General features: G+C 54.8%; 16 protein-coding genes. 7 read left to right on the top strand and 9 right to left on the bottom strand.

Going from position 1 to position 18148, the window contains the following annotated elements; all coding sequences use genetic code 11:
- Positions 1–272 precede the first annotated feature (272 nt).
- From hofQ to ACLJZ5_RS10885, 5 genes are read right to left on the bottom strand one after another with little or no spacing between them, the layout of a single operon-like run.
- Positions 273–1511, bottom strand: coding sequence for a DNA uptake porin HofQ (hofQ, locus tag ACLJZ5_RS10905; RefSeq protein WP_024798065.1), 1239 nt, complete (start codon positions 1509–1511; stop codon positions 273–275).
- Positions 1426–1827 (bottom strand): HofP DNA utilization family protein, encoded by a 402-nt coding sequence (locus tag ACLJZ5_RS10900; RefSeq protein WP_000648140.1) that lies wholly within the window; start codon positions 1825–1827, stop codon positions 1426–1428. The genes hofQ and ACLJZ5_RS10900 overlap by 86 nt, the downstream gene beginning before the upstream one ends.
- Positions 1817–2290: a hypothetical protein gene (locus ACLJZ5_RS10895; RefSeq protein ID WP_024798066.1), complete on the bottom strand. Its 474-nt coding sequence runs from the start codon at positions 2288–2290 to the stop codon at positions 1817–1819. The genes ACLJZ5_RS10900 and ACLJZ5_RS10895 overlap by 11 nt, the downstream gene beginning before the upstream one ends.
- Positions 2274–2813, bottom strand: a complete 540-nt coding sequence (locus ACLJZ5_RS10890) for a PilN domain-containing protein (RefSeq protein WP_024798067.1) — start codon at positions 2811–2813, stop codon at positions 2274–2276. Before ACLJZ5_RS10890 ends, ACLJZ5_RS10895 begins: the two co-directional genes overlap by 17 nt.
- Entirely contained in the window at positions 2813–3592 is a 780-nt protein-coding gene (locus ACLJZ5_RS10885) for a hypothetical protein (RefSeq protein WP_024798068.1), read from the bottom strand. Before ACLJZ5_RS10885 ends, ACLJZ5_RS10890 begins: the two co-directional genes overlap by 1 nt.
- Positions 3593–3712: 120 nt before the next feature.
- Between ACLJZ5_RS10885 and mrcA the strand changes: the two genes are divergently transcribed.
- The gene (gene mrcA / locus ACLJZ5_RS10880; RefSeq protein ID WP_024798069.1) at positions 3713–6265 is read left to right on the top strand and encodes a peptidoglycan glycosyltransferase/peptidoglycan DD-transpeptidase MrcA; all 2553 of its coding nucleotides are present in this window, start codon (positions 3713–3715) and stop codon (positions 6263–6265) included.
- A gap of 95 nt (positions 6266–6360) precedes the next feature.
- Here the strand turns inward: mrcA and nudE are convergent, their stop codons facing one another.
- A complete protein-coding gene (gene nudE, locus ACLJZ5_RS10875; protein WP_000045725.1) occupies positions 6361–6924 on the bottom strand; it encodes an ADP compounds hydrolase NudE in 564 nt (187 codons plus the stop codon).
- Positions 6925–7246: 322 nt separating this feature from the next.
- Here nudE and igaA point away from each other — a divergent pair, with 322 nt between their 5' ends.
- The 4 genes from igaA (at position 7247) to hslO (ending at position 11427) form a co-directional block, all read left to right on the top strand.
- Complete coding sequence (gene igaA / locus ACLJZ5_RS10870; RefSeq protein ID WP_024798510.1) at positions 7247–9379, top strand: intracellular growth attenuator protein IgaA; 2133 nt, start codon at positions 7247–7249, stop codon at positions 9377–9379.
- 64 nt (positions 9380–9443) lie between these two features.
- On the top strand, positions 9444–10112 hold the full coding sequence (yrfG, locus tag ACLJZ5_RS10865; RefSeq protein ID WP_001520508.1) for a GMP/IMP nucleotidase: 669 nt from the start codon (positions 9444–9446) through the stop codon (positions 10110–10112).
- Between the two features lie 10 nt (positions 10113–10122).
- Positions 10123–10524, top strand: coding sequence for a ribosome-associated heat shock protein Hsp15 (gene hslR, locus ACLJZ5_RS10860; protein ID WP_024797710.1), 402 nt, complete (start codon positions 10123–10125; stop codon positions 10522–10524).
- A gap of 24 nt (positions 10525–10548) precedes the next feature.
- Positions 10549–11427, top strand: coding sequence for an Hsp33 family molecular chaperone HslO (gene hslO, locus ACLJZ5_RS10855; protein WP_001135571.1), 879 nt, complete (start codon positions 10549–10551; stop codon positions 11425–11427).
- Between the two features lie 110 nt (positions 11428–11537).
- On the opposite strand, the gene ACLJZ5_RS10850 is transcribed toward hslO, so the two are convergent.
- Positions 11538–13247, bottom strand: a complete 1710-nt coding sequence (locus tag ACLJZ5_RS10850) for a DUF4153 domain-containing protein (RefSeq protein WP_024797711.1) — start codon at positions 13245–13247, stop codon at positions 11538–11540.
- A gap of 379 nt (positions 13248–13626) precedes the next feature.
- Here ACLJZ5_RS10850 and pckA point away from each other — a divergent pair, with 379 nt between their 5' ends.
- The gene (gene pckA / locus ACLJZ5_RS10845; RefSeq protein ID WP_001265689.1) at positions 13627–15246 is read left to right on the top strand and encodes a phosphoenolpyruvate carboxykinase (ATP); all 1620 of its coding nucleotides are present in this window, start codon (positions 13627–13629) and stop codon (positions 15244–15246) included.
- A gap of 74 nt (positions 15247–15320) precedes the next feature.
- Here the strand turns inward: pckA and envZ are convergent, their stop codons facing one another.
- Both envZ and ompR read right to left on the bottom strand, forming a co-directional pair.
- Positions 15321–16673, bottom strand: a complete 1353-nt coding sequence (envZ, locus tag ACLJZ5_RS10840) for a two-component system sensor histidine kinase EnvZ (RefSeq protein ID WP_001253818.1) — start codon at positions 16671–16673, stop codon at positions 15321–15323.
- Complete coding sequence (gene ompR, locus ACLJZ5_RS10835) at positions 16670–17389, bottom strand: two-component system response regulator OmpR (RefSeq protein WP_001157751.1); 720 nt, start codon at positions 17387–17389, stop codon at positions 16670–16672. The genes envZ and ompR overlap by 4 nt, the downstream gene beginning before the upstream one ends.
- A gap of 225 nt (positions 17390–17614) precedes the next feature.
- Between ompR and greB the strand changes: the two genes are divergently transcribed.
- Entirely contained in the window at positions 17615–18088 is a 474-nt protein-coding gene (gene greB, locus ACLJZ5_RS10830; protein WP_000856695.1) for a transcription elongation factor GreB, read from the top strand.
- Positions 18089–18148: the final 60 nt, after the last annotated feature.

Raw genomic sequence — 18148 nt, 5'->3', positions numbered from 1 at the left:
GATGGCGACCAGAACAACATATCCGGCCTACAAATTGCTCTACTTTCAAACAATTGTGCGAAATCCGCAGAACCAATACGTCTGCATCAGCGGACATTCAGCCGTTTATCATCGGTCTTATGCACACCTTCGGCAAGGCAAAGCGCATTAATCAATGCGTCAGCAACGAAAAGCACGACTCTCAAATCGGTACTCCTTGTATGCTAAATACATCCGCACGTCAAATCCCGCAGATGCGTTCAGTGCAAAAACAGCGCTTTTTTATGCATAAATTATTCTGTCGCCACCAGTCTGGGGGTGATAAACACCACTAATTCGCGTCGCTCGTCCTCTTTGCCGTCATGGCGGAAGAGCTGACCAAGCCAGGGAATATTCCCCAACAGCGGCACGCTATCGCTACCCGATTTATTTTTTCGCGAAAAAATGCCGCCCAGCGCCAGCGTCTCGCCGCTTTTTACCTCTACCTGCGTTTCAATTTCCTGTTTATCTATCGCCAGCACTTCGCCGTCAGCCTGTTGTAGTACCTGACCGGGAACATTCTGGCTGATATGTAACTTCAGGCGGATGCGCCCTTTTTGCAAAACGGTGGGCGTCACCTCCATTCCCAGCACCGCTTCTTTAAATTCAACGGAGGTCGCGCCGCTTTCGCCGCTGGAAACCTGATAAGGAATTTCGCTGCCTTGCTTGATACTGGCTGGCTGCAGATGGGAAGCCAGCAGCCGGGGGCTGGCGATAATATCCAACTGCTGCTTTTGCTCCAGCGCTGACAGTTCCAGATCCAGCAAGCGTCCGTTAATGCGCCCGATGTTAAACCCGACGCGTGAGGTGGCGGCGGCGACGGATAAATCACTGGAAAGCGTCGTCACGTCACCCACCGCGCCCGCTTGCGTCGCGTCAGCCAGCGTCCACTTTACGCCCAGTTCCCGTAGACTCTTTTCGTTAATGGTGACGATATGCGCCGCCAGCTCCACCTGCGCCACCGGCAGATCCATTTGCGATACCCATTTTTCCAGCTCCGCCAGGACCGCGCGGTTATCGCGCAACAGCAGGCGGTTGGTGCGCTTATCTACCATGATGGTTCCCTTCGCGCTCAGGAGTTTCTCGCCCGCTTTCGCCAGTTCGGCGGCATCGGCGTATTGCAGGCTAATGCTGCGGTTTTCCAGCGGTAAATTAGCCTGAAGCCTTAACCGCTCGGCATCCTGCCGCGCACTGTTTTCTTTCTGCCAGGCCTGTGAATGAACATGGAGAATATTCCCCTCCTGACGCAGCACCAGCCCCGCGCTATTGACCACCGTCTGTAGCGCCTGTTTCCACGGCACATCCGTCAGATGTAGCGATAATGTCCCGCTGACGTCCGGCGACACCACCAGATTCTGCCGCTCTTGCTCGGCTAAAGTCTGCAAAACCTGCACCACAGGGACGTCGTCAACCACCAGCGTCACTTTCGCCGCTTTTCCCGCCTGCGCGGCGGGCATCAAGGCTATCAGTATTATGGCTATCCATCGCTTCATTGTCCGCTCCCTGACGTAGCCACCGCCACTGCGGCGGCGCACAATTTTTACCGGTCGTTAACGTTAAGGCTTCCGCCGTCAGGCGGACAATCGTCCAACCGTTTTCCAGCGTCTGCCCTTCTTCCACTCGTCGCCATTTTTGCTGACTGTCTTTAAGAATGCCTGTCCATCGCTCGCCTTTACGCACCGCGCCCTGATACCGCCACTGCGAGAGTTCCGCTATCCGGCAGCGATCTTCCGGCGGGCGGAAGGGATCGCGCATTCCCGTCAACGTCAGCAAACAAAAACAGAGCAATACACTGCGGCTAGCCTTCATTCGCCAAGCGCTCCAGTTGCAGAGTCATCAATAATTCCGCCCCCTCTTTACGCAATGAAAACCGACTTACGATCATCTCGCTTTCGGCCAACCGGACAAACAGCGACGGCACCGCATCCCAGGACGTTTTCAGCGCCATTTCTCCCCCCTGCGCCGATGGCTGCCAGTGCAGCAAACGTAGGGGAGGCGCCTGGAAATCTAACGGCGAAAAAGGACGCGGATTTTCAACGGTGCGCCCGAAAAGCGGTTCAGCCGCGACGCTCAGACGGCGCAGATGACGCCACTGTTGCCGGGCGGCCTCGCGCTGCTGGCTTAACCGCGTTTGTTGCGTATCCAACGTCTTCCAGCCGGGATAGCCCACAGATAACGCGACCGTCAGCGTCAGACACAGCACGCCTGCACACCAACAAAAAACCCGACCACGGCGCGACATCCCGTACCAGATATCAAAGAGCGCGTTCACGGGCGGCGCTCCTCGTTAACTGATAATGGAACTGCCAGCGCCCTTGCGCATCCTGCCGCGTGGCGCCCGTGCGGTTTAGCGTAAAACTGACATAGTGACGAAGCGATGTCTCAAGCGTGAGCAGGGCGTCAAACGTTCTCGCCAGCCCTTCCAGCTCTAGCGTCTCTTGCTGATAATTGAGGCTTGTCAGCCATGCCTGCTCTGGCAACAGGTTGGCAAGGTCAATCAACATAGATTGCCAGGCTTGCGTCAGTTCACGCTGCGCCTGACGTTGTAATCGCGCCTGTTGCTGTCGCTGACGCTGCTGCAACTGCGGTATGTTCGCCGCAAGTGCCGTCGTGCGTCCGTTTTCCGCCGTCAGTAGCAGCTCGTTAATCCTCCCCTCCTGCCAAAAAACCAACCGGGCGATCGTCGCGAGGCTTGTTATCAGCAGCAGGGACGCGCCCCATACCACGCACCACAGCCGCAGACGCGCTACATAATGTTGGCGCCGCCAGGGGAGCAAATTGACAGAATGCGCCATCAGCGTATCTCCCCCATGGCTAAACCCAGCGCAATCGCAAAGCGATAACCATCCGGCGGAACCGGCGGTTGGCGGACGGTAACGGCGCGCCAGGGGTCGAATTCGCCTTCGGCGCATAATGAAATATGTTCCGGCACGACGGATAACGTCGCGGCAAGGTCATGCAGCGTCGTCGCCTCTCGCGCCGATTTACGCCCCCACGCATAGCGCGTCGCCCACAGCCACTGGCTCTCATCGCGCCAGACCAGACATTGCCGCCCCGAAGGTATAAACGGCAGCAAGCGCTGTAACGCACAGGCATCGGGCGTTACAGCAGCGATGCGCACATTGAGCGTTTGCGCCAGCGTTAACAGCGCTGAAATTTCTTTGCTTTGCACGGCGGTAACGTTGAACGCGGGGCTTAACGCATCGTCCTGAAAGTCGAAACGCAATAAGTCCGGATCCATATCCAGCTCACGCGCCATCGTTTGTGAAAGCCATGCGATTTGCTCACGTTCCCGCAGCCGCATCGGCGGATGTGGAAAAGCGCGTTGCAATGTCCGATTTGCGGGAAAAGAGAGATAAATACGGTGACGCAGCGGCAGCTCGCGGCTCCAGGGTCGCAGTACGTGAGCCAGCGATTGCGGGTCAGGAATCGTACCCTCTGCCGTCGAGGCGTTCATCAGCGGCAGTCGCCACCAACGTTGCAGAGACCAGCCCGATGCGCCGCGAATAACGGCGATGGCCAGCGCTTCATGCTGCTGAATATGCAATCCTATTTGCCAGGTTTTAAAAGCCATAACGGTCGATCTCCTTATCACCCGTCGCGTTAACGGGTATATCAATGCGTCTGGCTTGCCTTTATACTACCGCGCGTTTGTTTATAAACTGCCCAAATGACACTAAATGGGAAATCTCCAGTGAAGTTCGTAAAGTATTTATTGATCCTTGCAGTATGTTGCATCCTGCTGGGAGCAGGCTCGATTTATGGCCTTTATCGCTATATTGAGCCACAGCTACCTGACGTCGCGACATTGAAAGATGTGCGTTTGCAAATTCCGATGCAGGTTTACAGCGCGGATGGCGAACTTATCGCGCAATATGGCGAAAAACGTCGTATTCCCGTTACGCTCGATCAAATTCCGCCGGAAATGATCAACGCCTTTATCGCCACCGAAGATAGCCGCTTTTATGAGCATCACGGCATTGACCCAGTAGGTATTTTCCGTGCGGCCAGCGTCGCGCTCTTCTCTGGTCACGCATCGCAGGGAGCAAGTACCATTACCCAGCAACTGGCGCGAAACTTCTTCCTTAGCCCCGAACGCACGCTGATGCGCAAGATCAAGGAAGCGTTTCTGGCGATTCGTATTGAGCAGTTGCTGAATAAAAATGAGATCCTCGAACTCTATCTGAACAAGATCTATCTCGGCTACCGCGCCTATGGCGTTGGCGCGGCGGCACAGGTCTACTTTGGTAAGACGGTCGACCAGCTTAGCCTAAGCGAAATGGCGGTTATCGCCGGGCTACCTAAAGCGCCTTCTACCTTTAACCCGCTCTACTCGATGGATCGGGCGGTGGCGCGCCGTAACGTAGTGCTTTCGCGAATGTTAAGCGAGGGATATATCACTCAGGCGCAGTACGATCAGGCCCGTAGCGAACCTATCGACGCAAATTATCACGCGCCGGAAATCGCCTTCTCCGCGCCTTATCTGTCGGAAATGGTGCGCCAGGAAATGTATAACCGTTATGGCGAAAGCGCCTACGAAGATGGTTATCGTATTTACACGACCATCACCCGCAAAGTGCAGCAGGCCGCGCAACAGGCGGTGCGTAATAACGTGCTGGACTATGACATGCGCCACGGTTATCGCGGCCCGGCGAATGTGCTATGGAAAGTGGGCGAAACGGCGTGGGACAGTAAAAAAATTACCGATACGTTGAAAGCGTTGCCGACCTACGGACCGCTGCTTCCCGCCGTGGTCACCAGCGCTAATCCGCAAGAGGCGACCGCTGCGCTTGCCGACGGTACGTCCGTTTCGCTACGTATGGAAGGAATGCGTTGGGCGCGGCCTTACCGCTCGGATACACAGCAGGGGCCGACGCCGCGTAAAGTTACCGATGTCGTCCAGACAGGTCAGCAAATCTGGGTTCGTCAGGTGGATAACGACTGGTGGCTGGCGCAGGTACCGGAAGTGAACTCCGCGCTGGTTTCGCTTAACCCGCAAACAGGCGCGGTACTGGCGCTGGTCGGCGGTTTCGATTTTAATCAGAGTAAATTTAACCGCGCGACGCAAGCTTTGCGTCAGGTGGGCTCGAACATCAAACCATTCCTCTACACCGCCGCAATGGATAAAGGGCTGACACTCGCCAGTATGCTCAACGATGTGCCGATTTCCCGCTGGGACGCCGGGGCAGGTTCAGACTGGCGTCCGAAAAACTCCCCGCCGCAGTACGCCGGACCGATTCGTTTACGCCAGGGGCTGGGGCAGTCGAAAAACGTGGTGATGGTACGCGCCATGCGCGCCATGGGCGTCGACTATGCGGCGGAGTATCTGCAACGCTTCGGCTTCCCGGCGCAAAATATCGTGCATACCGAATCGCTGGCGCTGGGCTCCGCCTCCTTCACGCCGATGCAGGTTGCGCGCGGTTATGCGGTGATGGCGAACGGCGGTTTCCTGATCGACCCGTATTTCATCAGCAAGATTGAGAACGATCAGGGCGGCGTGATCTTCGAAGCGAAACCGAAAATCGCCTGCCCGGAGTGCGATATCCCGGTCATTTACGGCAATACGCAGAAATCCGACGTGCTGGAAAACACCAATGTGGAAGAGGTCGCGGTTTCGCAAGAGCAGCAAAACAGCGCCGTACCGATGCCTGAGCTGGAACAGGCAAACCAGGCGCTGGTCGCGCAAAACGGCACGCAGGAGTACGCGCCGCATGTGATCAATACGCCGCTGGCGTTTCTGATCAAAAGCGCGCTGAACACCAATATCTTCGGCGAACCCGGCTGGATGGGTACCGGCTGGCGTGCGGCGCGCGACCTTAAACGTCGCGATATCGGCGGCAAAACCGGTACAACCAACAGCTCGAAAGACGCATGGTTCTCCGGCTATGGTCCTGGCGTCGTCACTTCCGTATGGATCGGCTTTGACGATCACCGCCGTGATTTAGGCCGCACTACCGCTTCCGGCGCGATCAAAGATCAAATCTCCGGCTATGAGGGCGGCGCGAAGAGCGCGCAACCTGCATGGGACGCCTATATGAAAGCCGTGCTGGAAGGCGTGCCGGAACAGCCGCTAACGCCGCCGCCGGGCATTGTCACGGTGAATATCGACCGCAGTACCGGACAACTGGCGAGCGGCGGTAACAGCCGTGAAGAGTATTTCATCGAAGGCACGCAGCCGACACAACAGGCGGTACACGAGGTGGGAACCACCATTATTGATAATGGTGAAACACACGAACTGTTCTGATCAAAAAAGGCGCTCCGGCGCCTTTTTTATTGTGTTTGCCGGATGACGGCGAACGGGGAGACGAACTTTCCGTTGGCTTGATCAACGCCGCGCCATCAGGCAATTCGGCCCTGCGCTTTCAACCACTCGCGTACCAGAAACAGCGCGCTGACGTTGCGGGCCTCGTTAAAATCGGGGTCTTCCAGCAGATCCATTAAATGCGCCAGCGGCCAGCGTACCTGCGGCAATGGCTCAGGCTCGTCGCCTTCCAGCGACTCCGGATAGAGATCTTCCGCCACCACGATATTCATTTTGCTGGAAAAATAAGAGGGCGCCATGCTGAGTTTTTTTAAGAAGGTCAGGTTATGCGCACCAAACCCGACCTCTTCTTTGAGCTCCCGGTTCGCCGCTTCAAAAACGGTCTCGCCCGGGTCGATCAATCCTTTCGAGAAGCCCAGCTCATAGGATTCGGTTCCCACCGCATACTCACGAATAAGAATCAGATGCTCATCAACGATCGGCACAATCATTACCGCCTCACGGGTTGATGGTCGCATACGTTCATACACGCGACGCACGCCGTTGCTGAACTCCAGATCCACGCTTTCTACGTTAAACAGTCGGGATTGTGCGACGGTTTCCACTTTCAGAATGGTGGGTTTTTGTAATGATTTGCTCATTGTGAGAATCTTTGCAGTGTAATCTGTGGTCATTGTGCGACATACCGCACGGTTTCGGCAATGCGAATTGCCGTTTATTTACATTTATGTAACGTAATAAAAATTAATTCTTATTTCAAATTAAAAGTCAATAGGTTGAAATAACTCCAGGAATTTGCTGATATTCCGTTTTTGGTGGTATTGCTATGATTTGCCTTCACTGGGATGCGCTTTACAATGCTCAAGTTCAACTCCACGCTTGCCGATAGCCAACCACAGAAAAATGTTTATTGGACAGGGTGCGACTGACCACGCCTGACAGACTTAGTAAGATGGGGAAAGCATGAGCACCATTCTGATTTTTATAGCTGCTTTGCTGGCCTGCTCTCTACTGGCAATATGGCGGTTCCGGGTAAAGTCCAGACGAGGAAGCTTACCGTGGATCAGCGCCTTTCAGGACGCGCAAACGCGTAAACTGTTGCCCGAAGAGCGCAGCGCGGTAGAAAACTATCTCGATAACCTTAGCCAGATCCAGCAAGTTCCGGGGCCGACAGGCGCCAGTGCTGCGCCCATCTCGCTGACGCTGAACGCGGAAAGCAACAGTGTCGTGATACTGACCCACTCCATCACCCGCTACGGCATTACCACTGACGATCCTAATAAATGGCGCTACTACCTCGACTCCGTCGAAGTCCATCTGCCGCCTTTCTGGGAACAGTACATCAATGATGAAAACAACGTTGAGCTGATCCTCACGGATACGCTGCCGCTGGTGATCTCTTTAAACGGCCATACGCTGCAAGAGTATATGCAGGAGTCACGCGGCTACGCGCTACAGAATACCGCCTCTACGCAGGCGTCGATTCGCGGCGAAGAGAGCGAGCAGATTGAGCTGTTGAATATCCGTCAGGAGACCCACGAAGAATATGCGCTCAGCCGCCCGGCTGGCTTGCGCGAAGCGTTGTTAATCGTCGCCTCCTTTTTGTTATTCTTTTTCTGTCTGATAACACCAGACGTTTTTGTACCGTGGATGATAGGCGGCGCGATCCTGCTGCTGGCAGCCGGACTTTGGGGACTTTTTGCGCCGCCGTCGAAAAGCGCGCTGCGGGAAATTCACTGTCTGCGGGGAACGCCCCGCCGCTGGGGGCTGTTTGGGGAGAATAATCAGGAGCAGATTAACAATATTTCGCTGGGCATCATCGACCTTATTTACCCTGCCCACTGGCAACCCTACATTACGCAGGATCTTGGGCAACAAACGGATATTGATATTTACCTTGATCGCCATGTCGCGCGCCAGGGCCAGTTTTTATCCCTGCATGATGAAGTGAAAAACTTCCCGTTGCAGCACTGGTTACGCAGCACTGTTATTGCTATCGGTTCGCTGCTGGTGTTGTTTATGCTGCTGTTCTGGATCCCGCTGGATATGCCAATCAAGTTCACGCTATCGTGGATGAAAGGCGCGCAAACCATTGAAGCGACAACGGTAAAACAGCTTGAAAAAGCTGGCGTTCGGGTGGGCGATACGCTGCACCTGAGCGGTAAAGGAATGTGTAATATTCATTCCGGCGCGACCTGGAGCGGCCAGTCTAACTCACCGTTTATGCCGTTCGATTGCTCGCAAATCATCTGGAATGACGCGCCTGCGCTACCGCTGCCGGAATCAGACCTGGTGAATAAAGCGATGGCGCTAAGCCAGGCGGTAAATCGTCAGCTCCATCCAAAACCCGAAGACGACTCGCGCGTCAGCGCATCTTTACGCTCCGCGATCCAAAAATCGGGCATGGTATTATTAGATGACTTTGGCGATATTGTTCTGAAAACCGCTGATTTGTGCGCGGCGGAAGACGAGTGCGTGCGCCTGAAAAATGCGCTGGTTAATCTCGGTAACAGTAAGGACTGGAACGCGCTGGTGAAACGCGCGAACGCCGGCAAACTGGACGGCGTCAACGTACTGCTACGCCCCGTAAGCGCAGAGTCGCTGGAAAATCTGGTCACGACCTCAACGGCGCCGTTTATTTCTCGCGAGACCGCGCGTGCCGCCCAGTCGCTGAATAGCCCCGCTCCCGGCGGATTCCTGATCGCCAGCGATGAAGGCAGCGAACTGGTTGATCAGGCCTGGCCGTCAACGCCGCTGTATGACTATCCCGCGCAGGAACAGTGGAGCGCCTTCCAGCGTCTGGCGCAAACGCTCATGCAGACGCCATTTAGCGCCGAGGGCATTGTCACCAGCGTGTATACCGATGCCAACGGCACGCAGCATATCAGCCTACATCGTATCCCCGATAAATCCGGCTGGTGGCGTTACCTCGGTACCACGCTGCTGATGCTGGCAATGATAGTGAGCGCGGTCTACAACGGCATTCAGGCGTTCAGACGTTATCAACGCCACCGTACCCGTATGGCGGACATCCAGGAATACTATGAAAGCTGCCTCAATCCCAGGTTAACCGTCTCTCCGGAAAATCTCATCTGATAGCGCCGCCGTGCGACAGGGTATGCTACCCTGTCGCGCAAATTGCGTTACCCTGGAGTTCCCCATGCATATTGATATTGACTGGCAAAACGTGGATACCGTTTTGCTGGATATGGACGGCACGCTGCTCGATCTCGCGTTCGATAACTATTTCTGGCAAAAGCTGGTACCGGAAACCTACGGCGCGCAGCAGGGTATTTCGCCGCAGGACGCGCAGGAATATATTCGCCAGCAGTATCATGCCGTACAGCATACGCTAAACTGGTACTGTCTGGATTACTGGAGCGAGCGTCTGGGTCTGGATATTTGCGCTATGACGACGGCGCAAGGGCCGCGCGCCGTTTTGCGCGACGATACCGTACCGTTTCTGAATGCGTTAAAAGCCAGCGGAAAACGTCGGATTCTGCTCACCAATGCGCATCCACATAACCTGGCGGTGAAGCTGGAGCATACCGGTCTGGCCTCACACCTTGATTTATTACTTTCCACCCACACATTTGGTTATCCCAAAGAGGATCAGCGGTTATGGCGCGCTGTCACTGAGGAAACGGGAATAAGCGCAGAGAAAACGCTGTTTATCGATGACAGCGAACCGATTCTCGACGCCGCCGCCCGGTTTGGTATTCGCTACTGTCTTGGCGTGACGAATCCTGATTCCGGCCTGGCGGAAAAGCACTATACGCGCCATCCGTCCCTGAACGACTACCGCCGTCTGATCCCCTCACTGATGTGAAGGAGACGCCATGAAAGAAAAGTACTCCGTTGAGGTCAGACTGGATAAATGGCTGTGGGCCGCGCGTTTTTATAAAACCCGCGCGCTGGCCCGCGAGATGATTGAAGGCGGTAAGGTGCATTACAACGGCCAGCGCAGTAAGCCGAGCAAAATCGTCGAGCTGAACGCAACCCTTACCCTGCGTCAGGGAAATGACGAACGGACGGTGATCGTTAAAGCCATCACCGAACAGCGCCGTCCGGCCAGCGAAGCCGTCGCTCTGTATGAAGAGACGGCGGAAAGCGTGGAAAAACGCGAAAAAATGGCGCAGGCGCGCAAGCTTAACGCCCTGACCATGCCGCATCCGGACAGGCGACCGGACAAGAAAGAGCGCCGCGACCTGTTACGATTTAAACACGGCGACAGCGAATAACTGTCACCCGCAAGAGAGATGATTATGCCGCAACATGACCAATTACATCGTTATCTGTTTGAAAACTTTGCCGTTCGCGGCGAACTGGTGACCGTTTCGGAAACCTTGCAACAGATCCTCGACAATCATACCTACCCGCAGCCGGTGAAAACCGTGCTGGCCGAACTGCTGGTCGCCACTAGCCTGCTGACCGCAACGCTGAAGTTTGCCGGTGACATTACGGTACAGCTCCAGGGCGACGGGCCGTTAAGCCTGGCGGTGATCAATGGCAATAATCAGCAGCAGATGCGCGGCGTGGCTCGCGTTCAGGGCGACATCCCTGACAATGCGGATCTCAAAACGCTGGTTGGCAACGGCTATCTGGTGATCACCATTACGCCGGAAGAGGGTGAGCGCTATCAGGGCGTGGTGGGTCTGGAAGGCGATACTCTGGCGGCGTGCCTGGAAGATTACTTCCTGCGCTCCGAGCAGTTGCCGACGCGCCTGTTTATCCGTACCGGCGATGTCGACGGTAAACCGGCGGCAGGTGGAATGTTGCTCCAGGTGATGCCGGCACAGAACGCGCAGGCGGAGGATTTCGACCATCTGGCTATGTTGACGGAAACCATTAAAAGCGAAGAGCTGCTGACGTTACCGGCAAATGACGTGCTGTGGCGTTTGTATCACGAAGAAGAAGTCACGCTCTACGATCCGCAAGATGTTGAATTCAAATGCACCTGTTCACGCGAACGTTGCGCGGGCGCGCTGAAAACATTGCCGGATGAGGAAGTGGACAGCATTCTGGCGGAAGAAGGCGAAATCGATATGCACTGCGATTACTGCGGCAATCATTATCTGTTCAATGCGATGGATATCGCGGAGATCCGTAACAACGCCTCTCCTGCCGATCCACAGGTTCATTAATCGCCTTTCAGGCGACAACATCATTGCCTGATGGCACTGCGCTTATCTGGCCTACAGCATCCCGCTCCGTAGGCCGGATAAGGCATTTATGCCGCCATCCGGCAAAAAGCTTACTCGTTGTAGTAATCCACATCCAACCGCTTACCATCAACAATGATATCGCGCCAGGCTTTGGGAGCTGAGTCTAACTGATGCCCGGCAATCGCGTGCAACAGTTGCGTCTTAGAAAACCCGTCCGGCAGTCGGGCTAACGCTTTCTGCGTCCATTTCCCCTCTTTTAAGCCGTAGACCTGGCTCTCGGCAACAATAAAGTTATACAGCACCTGCTCAGGCTGACCGTCGCCGTTAAGATCCTGACTCACCAGCACGCAGGCATCCGGTTCAAGGCAGGAAGCGCCCGAATAACTCTGCTCTTTGACAAACGCCCAAAATGCGGCGTCCGGCTTCTGGCTACCGGGCGCAATCATCACCACCCGCGCTAAATCGTCCGCCGTCGGAGAGACCTTATTTCTCTGCAAAAACGTCATCAGTTTACGATTGCGCTTTCTGTTCTGCGTAAACGCCTCGTCATCCCGCAACGATTTCAGCGCTTCCTGGCCAGGTTTGCCGCTGTGATCCAGCATATACAGGCTGATCTGATCCGCAGTAATTTTACCGCTATGGTAACGCGCCATATGGCTGTTGACGCTAATACGCCAGACATCAAGTACAGGTGAGGCCAGCAACAGCAATATCACCAGCGTTAACAAAGAGACGCTCAGTATCACCTTGCCTTGCCACTCACCAGGGTCGCGTCCGCGGCGTAACAGACCGATCAGATAACCGAAGGACCATACCAGCAAGACAGACACCGTCAGCGCGCCATACAGACGATCCGGCGTCCAGCCGTATTGCTGAATGCGCACCCATAACGCCCAGCCCGCCAGCAGCATATATATCGGGGCAACGCACAGCGAAGCGCTAATCATGCCGCGTAGTACGCGCGGATAGGGTAATACGCGCTTTTGCGGTTCGTTGACAATCGCCACGAGGAGCAGCAGCATCAGCGTCAGCGTGGATAGCAGCCCCGCAGCGGAAACACGCGCAGAAATCGCCTCCAGTCCGGTAAAGGGTAACGTCACAATAAACAGCAATGCCAGCAGCGACACCACCGGCAGTAAACCCGTCGCGATCAGCGTCAGCAGCTTTTGCACCGCCGCCACAAGGCGCGACTGCGTGCGGGCGAGAATGACCGCCAGCGCCGTAATCAAGCCGATGGTCACATAAATAAAGGCTTCAGTTTCAAAGAAAAGGGTGCTGAAAAAGCGGATGCCCACCAGCCTGAATAGCGCGCTCCAGAGCAGAAGCACCAGCCAGAACAGTCCGTTAGCGACCAGGACGATAAACAATGTCAGTACGTTATGCCATAACCGCAGATAAAACTGGGGATAACGCGCCGAACCGGTTTGCGAATGTAGCTGATATTGCATCCAGGGTAATACCAGCATCGCCATCAACACAAGCCGGAGACCATACAGCCAGAGGAGCTCGGCCAGGCGCCATTTCTCCACCGTCTCAACCTGCCATTTCAGCCAGCCGCTCATTGCCAGCACGACCACAAAGATCAGCCCCAGCCAGCCCCACAGCGCGCGCTGTTTAAAAGAGACCACGGTAAGCAATAGCATTGACGACAACGCTATCGTCGCAGGCATACCATAGAACAGCCAGTCGCTATTTTGTGGTACCAGCCAGGCCATCAGCAGGTAGCACAAGACGCCCTGCAGCAAACCGGTGAGCAACATCCCCCAGCGAGTAGTACGTGAAAGCGCTACACTTTCCATGTCGTTATCCAGAATGATGAGAAAGTCGCATTATTGCATCATCTGTTCACCGCCAGGCGTCGTCATGCATAATTCAGAAAAAAACGCAGAGAGGTGAATCGATATTGTTAATGTTGGTGTTACGTAACTTTCTTACATGAATGCGATTACAGTCACATTATGTCGGTCAAAAACACTTCCTTTTAACGTTTTCAGAACATTTTCCACAACAAAAGTAGGTTTCCTGCCATAATAACCGCCGCTGCGTGACAGGAGTCACAGTGTTTTTCGTCAATCGTGATTTTGTCCAGATACGTAAATCTATGAGCCTTGTCGCGGTTAACCAACCTCAAAAAACCTTACTATTTTCGGTAATATATATTGGCTAAGGAGCAGTGATATGCGCGTTAACAATTTAACCCCGCAAGATCTCAAGGCTTATGGTATCAACGACGTCCAGGATATCGTTTACAATCCCAGCTACGACACCCTTTATCAGGAAGAACTTAATCCTGGTCTGGAAGGCTATGAGCGTGGCGTGTTAACTAACCTGGGCGCTGTTGCCGTTGATACCGGTATTTTTACCGGTCGTTCGCCTAAGGATAAGTATATTGTTCGCGACGACACCACGCGTGATACGCTGTGGTGGTCCGATAAGGGTAAAGGTAAAAACGATAATAAGCCGCTTTCCCAGGAAACCTGGCAACACCTGAAAGGTCTGGTGACGCATCAGCTTTCCGGTAAACGCTTATTCATTGTTGATGCGTTCTGCGGCGCAAATGCCGACACGCGTCTTTCCGTGCGCTTTATTACGGAAGTCGCCTGGCAGGCCCACTTCGTTAAAAATATGTTCATTCGCCCAACGGACGAAGAGCTGGTAGGCTTCAAACCTGACTTTATTGTCATGAACGGCGCGAAGTGCACCAACCCGCAGTGGAAAGAGCAAGGGCTGAACTCGGAAAACTTCGTGGCGTTCAACCTGACTGAACGTATTCAGCTTATTGGCGGCACCTGGTACGGCGGCGAAATGAAAAAAGGGATGTTCTCGGTAATGAACTACCTGCTGCCGCTCAAAGGTATCGCCTCAATGCACTGTTCCGCCAACGTGGGTGAAAAAGGCGATGTCGCGGTCTTCTTCGGCCTTTCCGGTACCGGAAAAACCACTCTGTCCACCGACCCGAAACGTCGTCTGATTGGCGATGATGAGCACGGTTGGGATGACGACGGCGTGTTCAACTTTGAAGGCGGCTGCTACGCCAAAACCATCAAACTGTCGAAAGAAGCGGAGCCAGAAATTTATCATGCGATTCGCCGTGATGCGCTGCTGGAAAACGTCACCGTGCGCGAAGACGGCACCGTTGATTTCGACGATGGTTCCAAAACCGAAAACACCCGTGTCTCTTACCCGATCTATCATATCGATAACATCGTTAAGCCTGTGTCCAAAGCAGGTCACGCCACGAAGGTTATCTTCCTGACGGCGGATGCTTTCGGCGTGTTGCCGCCGGTTTCCCGTTTAACCGCTAACCAGACGCAGTACCACTTCCTGTCGGGTTTCACCGCTAAACTGGCCGGCACCGAACGCGGCGTCACCGAACCGACCCCCACCTTCTCCGCCTGCTTCGGCGCCGCGTTCCTGACGCTGCACCCGACGCAGTATGCTGAGGTGCTGGTGAAACGTATGCAGGCAGCAGGCGCGCAGGCTTATCTGGTTAACACCGGCTGGAATGGCACCGGCAAACGTATCTCCATCAAAGATACGCGCGCAATTATCGACGCCATTCTGAACGGTTCTCTTGATAACGCGGAAACCTTCCGTCTGCCGCTGTTCGATCTGGCGATCCCGACTGAACTGCCGGGCGTGGATACCCACATTCTCGACCCGCGTAACACCTACGCGTCGCCGGAACAATGGCAGGAAAAAGCCACCGCGCTGGCGAAACTGTTCATTGAGAACTTCGAGAAGTATACGGATACCCCAGCAGGCGAAGCGCTGGTTAGCGCCGGACCGAAGCTGTAAGGAACAGGCCGGATGGCGGCTTTGAACAGCGTCATCCAGCGTTAAGAAGAAAGGGAGGATAATACCTCCCTTTCTTATGCCTCTTTTGTCGTCCCTTGGACGCGAGCCACAGGAACCGGTAGCCAGGCGCGAATCGACAATCCGCCACGCTCGCTGGTGCCAATCTCCAGCATCCCGTTATGGTTATCGATAATGCGCTGCACAATCGCCAGCCCCAGCCCTGTGCCGCTGGTGCTACGGGCGCTGTCGCCACGCACAAAAGGCTGGAACAGATGTTTACGCTGCTCCGGCTTAATGCCCGGCCCGTCATCTTCTACCTGGAACCAGGCGCGATGCGACTCGGTGCCGCTGCTGACCTTAATCCAGCCGTTGCCATAGCGGGCAGCATTGACCACCATATTCGCCACCGCGCGCTTAATCGAGAGCGGGTGCATTTTCACCTGGATGCTCCCTGCCTGAAGCGCAGTGTTAATCTCACGCTCATAGCCGCTTTCCGCCGCAATCACCTCGCCCAGCACGGAATTGAGATCCGCCATCTCCATTGGCATTTCCTGACCGGTACGCAGATAGTCAATAAACTGTTCGATAATGGCGTTACACTCTTCGATGTCTTTATTGATCGACTCCGCGAGATAACCGTCTTCCTCGCCCATCATCTCCGTCGCCAGACGAATACGAGTCAGCGGCGTGCGCAAGTCGTGGCTGACGCCCGCCATCAATAGCGTACGGTCATCGGCCAATTGTTTCACGCCGGCAGCCATATGGTTAAACGCCCGGGTAACAGAGCGCACCTCAGAGGCGCCATATTCACGCAGCGGCGGCGGAATAATTCCCTTCCCTACCTGCAAGGCGGCATGTTCAAGATCCACTAACGGTCGATTCTGTATACGAATAAACAGCCACGCGCCGCCTATCGCCAGGAGCATGATCGCCAGCGTGTAACGGAAAAGCGGAGAAAAATCGCCCTGATGAATCTCGGTCAGCGGCACGCGCACCCAGATATTGGGCGACAGCCAGGTTTTGAGCCACACGACAGGCGAGCTTTTGTTGACCTCAACGCGCACTTCCGTCGGGCCGCCTAATTGCTGCGCCATCTGGTGGCTTAAGAATTCGTAGTGTTGCGCCCAACGCAGCCCGGCCTCTTCGGCGGCTTCGTTGGTGTAGAGAGAGATCCCCAGCTCGCGATAGATTTCCCGACGAAACGCAGGCGGCACGACTAACTGCGTGCCGTCCTCCAGTTGCAGCTTATCGGTCATCAGCATACGGACTTCGTAAGCCAGAACCTTATTAAACTGCTGGAGGCTCGGCAAAATCGCGAAGTTCAGCACCACCAGGTAGGTCGTCACCAGGCTGACGAACAGCAAGGTGACGATGAGCAACAGCGTGCGGGCAAATGAACTTCGCGGCGAGAAGCGCATTCGCCTCATGCTTTAGAACCGTCCGGTACGAAGACGTAGCCCAGGCCCCAGACGGTCTGAATATAACGCGGATGCGCCGGATCTTCTTCCACCATACGGCGCAGGCGGGAGATCTGGACGTCGATGGAGCGTTCCATCGCGGAATACTCGCGGCCACGGGCCAGATTCATCAGCTTATCGCGAGAGAGCGGCTCGCGCGGGTGGCTTACCAGCGCTTTCAGTACCGCAAACTCCCCGCTGGTCAGCGGCATCGGTTCATCTTCACGGAACATCTCGCGCGTACCGAGGTTCAGTTTAAACTTACCGAACGCGATAACGGCCTCTTCCTGCGACGGCGCGCCGGGCAGTTCGTTTGCCTGACGACGTAGCACGGCGCGGATACGCGCCAACAGCTCGCGCGGGTTAAACGGTTTAGGAATGTAGTCATCGGCGCCGATTTCCAGCCCGACGATACGGTCAACCTCTTCACCCTTCGCCGTGACCATAATGATCGGCATTGGATTACTTTGACTACGCAGGCGACGACAAATCGACAGACCATCTTCACCTGGCAGCATTAAATCCAGTACCATGAGATGGAAAGATTCACGGGTCAGCAGACGATCCATCTGCTCGGCGTTAGCGACGCTTCGAACCTGGAAGCCCTGCTCGGTCAGATAACGTTCCAGTAGCGCCCGCAGACGCATATCGTCATCAACCACCAGAATCTTATAATTCTCTTGCATTGTCTGTACTCCCAAAGGTTCGCAACAAATGTAAGTGTGTATTCTTAAAAAAGCTCACGTGAGTCACCAGCAAATTCTGGTATGAATTTCAGGCTAAATTGTTACAAAGCATATTTAACAGCAGCTTAAATATACAATTAATCGGCAACCCCATTATTTATTCTGTCGGGACGATCACGTTATACCCCGTGTGCGCAATATCGACAGCAAAGGTAAATCAACGAGATGAAAACGCCCCTGATCACCCGCGAAGGGTACGAAACACTCAAACAAGAGCTCAATTATCTCTGGCGTGAAGAGCGCCCGGAGGTCACCAAAAAAGTGACCTGGGCTGCGAGTCTGGGCGACCGCAGCGAGAATGCCGACTATCAGTATAATAAAAAGCGCCTGCGTGAGATCGACAGACGCGTCAGATATCTGACCAAATGCATGGAAAATCTCAAAATCGTGGATTATTCCCCGCAGCAGGAGGGCAAAGTCTTCTTCGGCGCCTGGGTGGAAATTGAAAATGATGACGGCGATACGCTGAAGTTCCGCATTGTCGGCTACGATGAAATTTTCGGACGTAAGGATTACATCTCTATCGACTCGCCGATGGCGCGGGCGCTACTGAAAAAAGAAGTGGGCGATCTGGCGGTGGTCAACACCCCTGTCGGCGAAGCAAACTGGTACGTCAATGCGATCGAATACGTCAAATAAGACAAGAAGAATCCTAAGCCCCCGCTGATGGCTGGCATTTTTGCCAGCCAATCCGTATAA

The sequence above is a fragment of the Salmonella sp. 5800 genome (genome assembly GCF_046558195.1).
Taxonomy (GTDB): domain Bacteria; phylum Pseudomonadota; class Gammaproteobacteria; order Enterobacterales; family Enterobacteriaceae; genus Salmonella; species Salmonella enterica.
Note: the sequence above shows the minus strand (reverse complement) of the source record. Positions and strands in the feature narration are given on the sequence as shown.

What these genes read in the sequence shown, in the direction of transcription:
- hofQ (WP_024798065.1), bottom strand. Translation starts at nt 1,511, where the DNA reads ATGAAGCGATGGATAGCCATAATACTGATAGCCTTGATGCCCGCCGCG.
- ACLJZ5_RS10900 (WP_000648140.1), bottom strand. Translation starts at nt 1,827, where the DNA reads ATGAAGGCTAGCCGCAGTGTATTGCTCTGTTTTTGTTTGCTGACGTTG.
- ACLJZ5_RS10890 (WP_024798067.1), bottom strand. Translation starts at nt 2,813, where the DNA reads ATGGCGCATTCTGTCAATTTGCTCCCCTGGCGGCGCCAACATTATGTA.
- ACLJZ5_RS10885 (WP_024798068.1), bottom strand. Translation starts at nt 3,592, where the DNA reads ATGGCTTTTAAAACCTGGCAAATAGGATTGCATATTCAGCAGCATGAA.
- nudE (WP_000045725.1), bottom strand. Translation starts at nt 6,924, where the DNA reads ATGAGCAAATCATTACAAAAACCCACCATTCTGAAAGTGGAAACCGTC.
- igaA (WP_024798510.1), top strand. Translation starts at nt 7,247, where the DNA reads ATGAGCACCATTCTGATTTTTATAGCTGCTTTGCTGGCCTGCTCTCTA.
- yrfG (WP_001520508.1), top strand. Translation starts at nt 9,444, where the DNA reads ATGCATATTGATATTGACTGGCAAAACGTGGATACCGTTTTGCTGGAT.
- hslR (WP_024797710.1), top strand. Translation starts at nt 10,123, where the DNA reads ATGAAAGAAAAGTACTCCGTTGAGGTCAGACTGGATAAATGGCTGTGG.
- hslO (WP_001135571.1), top strand. Translation starts at nt 10,549, where the DNA reads ATGCCGCAACATGACCAATTACATCGTTATCTGTTTGAAAACTTTGCC.
- ACLJZ5_RS10850 (WP_024797711.1), bottom strand. Translation starts at nt 13,247, where the DNA reads ATGGAAAGTGTAGCGCTTTCACGTACTACTCGCTGGGGGATGTTGCTC.
- pckA (WP_001265689.1), top strand. Translation starts at nt 13,627, where the DNA reads ATGCGCGTTAACAATTTAACCCCGCAAGATCTCAAGGCTTATGGTATC.
- envZ (WP_001253818.1), bottom strand. Translation starts at nt 16,673, where the DNA reads ATGAGGCGAATGCGCTTCTCGCCGCGAAGTTCATTTGCCCGCACGCTG.
- ompR (WP_001157751.1), bottom strand. Translation starts at nt 17,389, where the DNA reads ATGCAAGAGAATTATAAGATTCTGGTGGTTGATGACGATATGCGTCTG.
- greB (WP_000856695.1), top strand. Translation starts at nt 17,615, where the DNA reads ATGAAAACGCCCCTGATCACCCGCGAAGGGTACGAAACACTCAAACAA.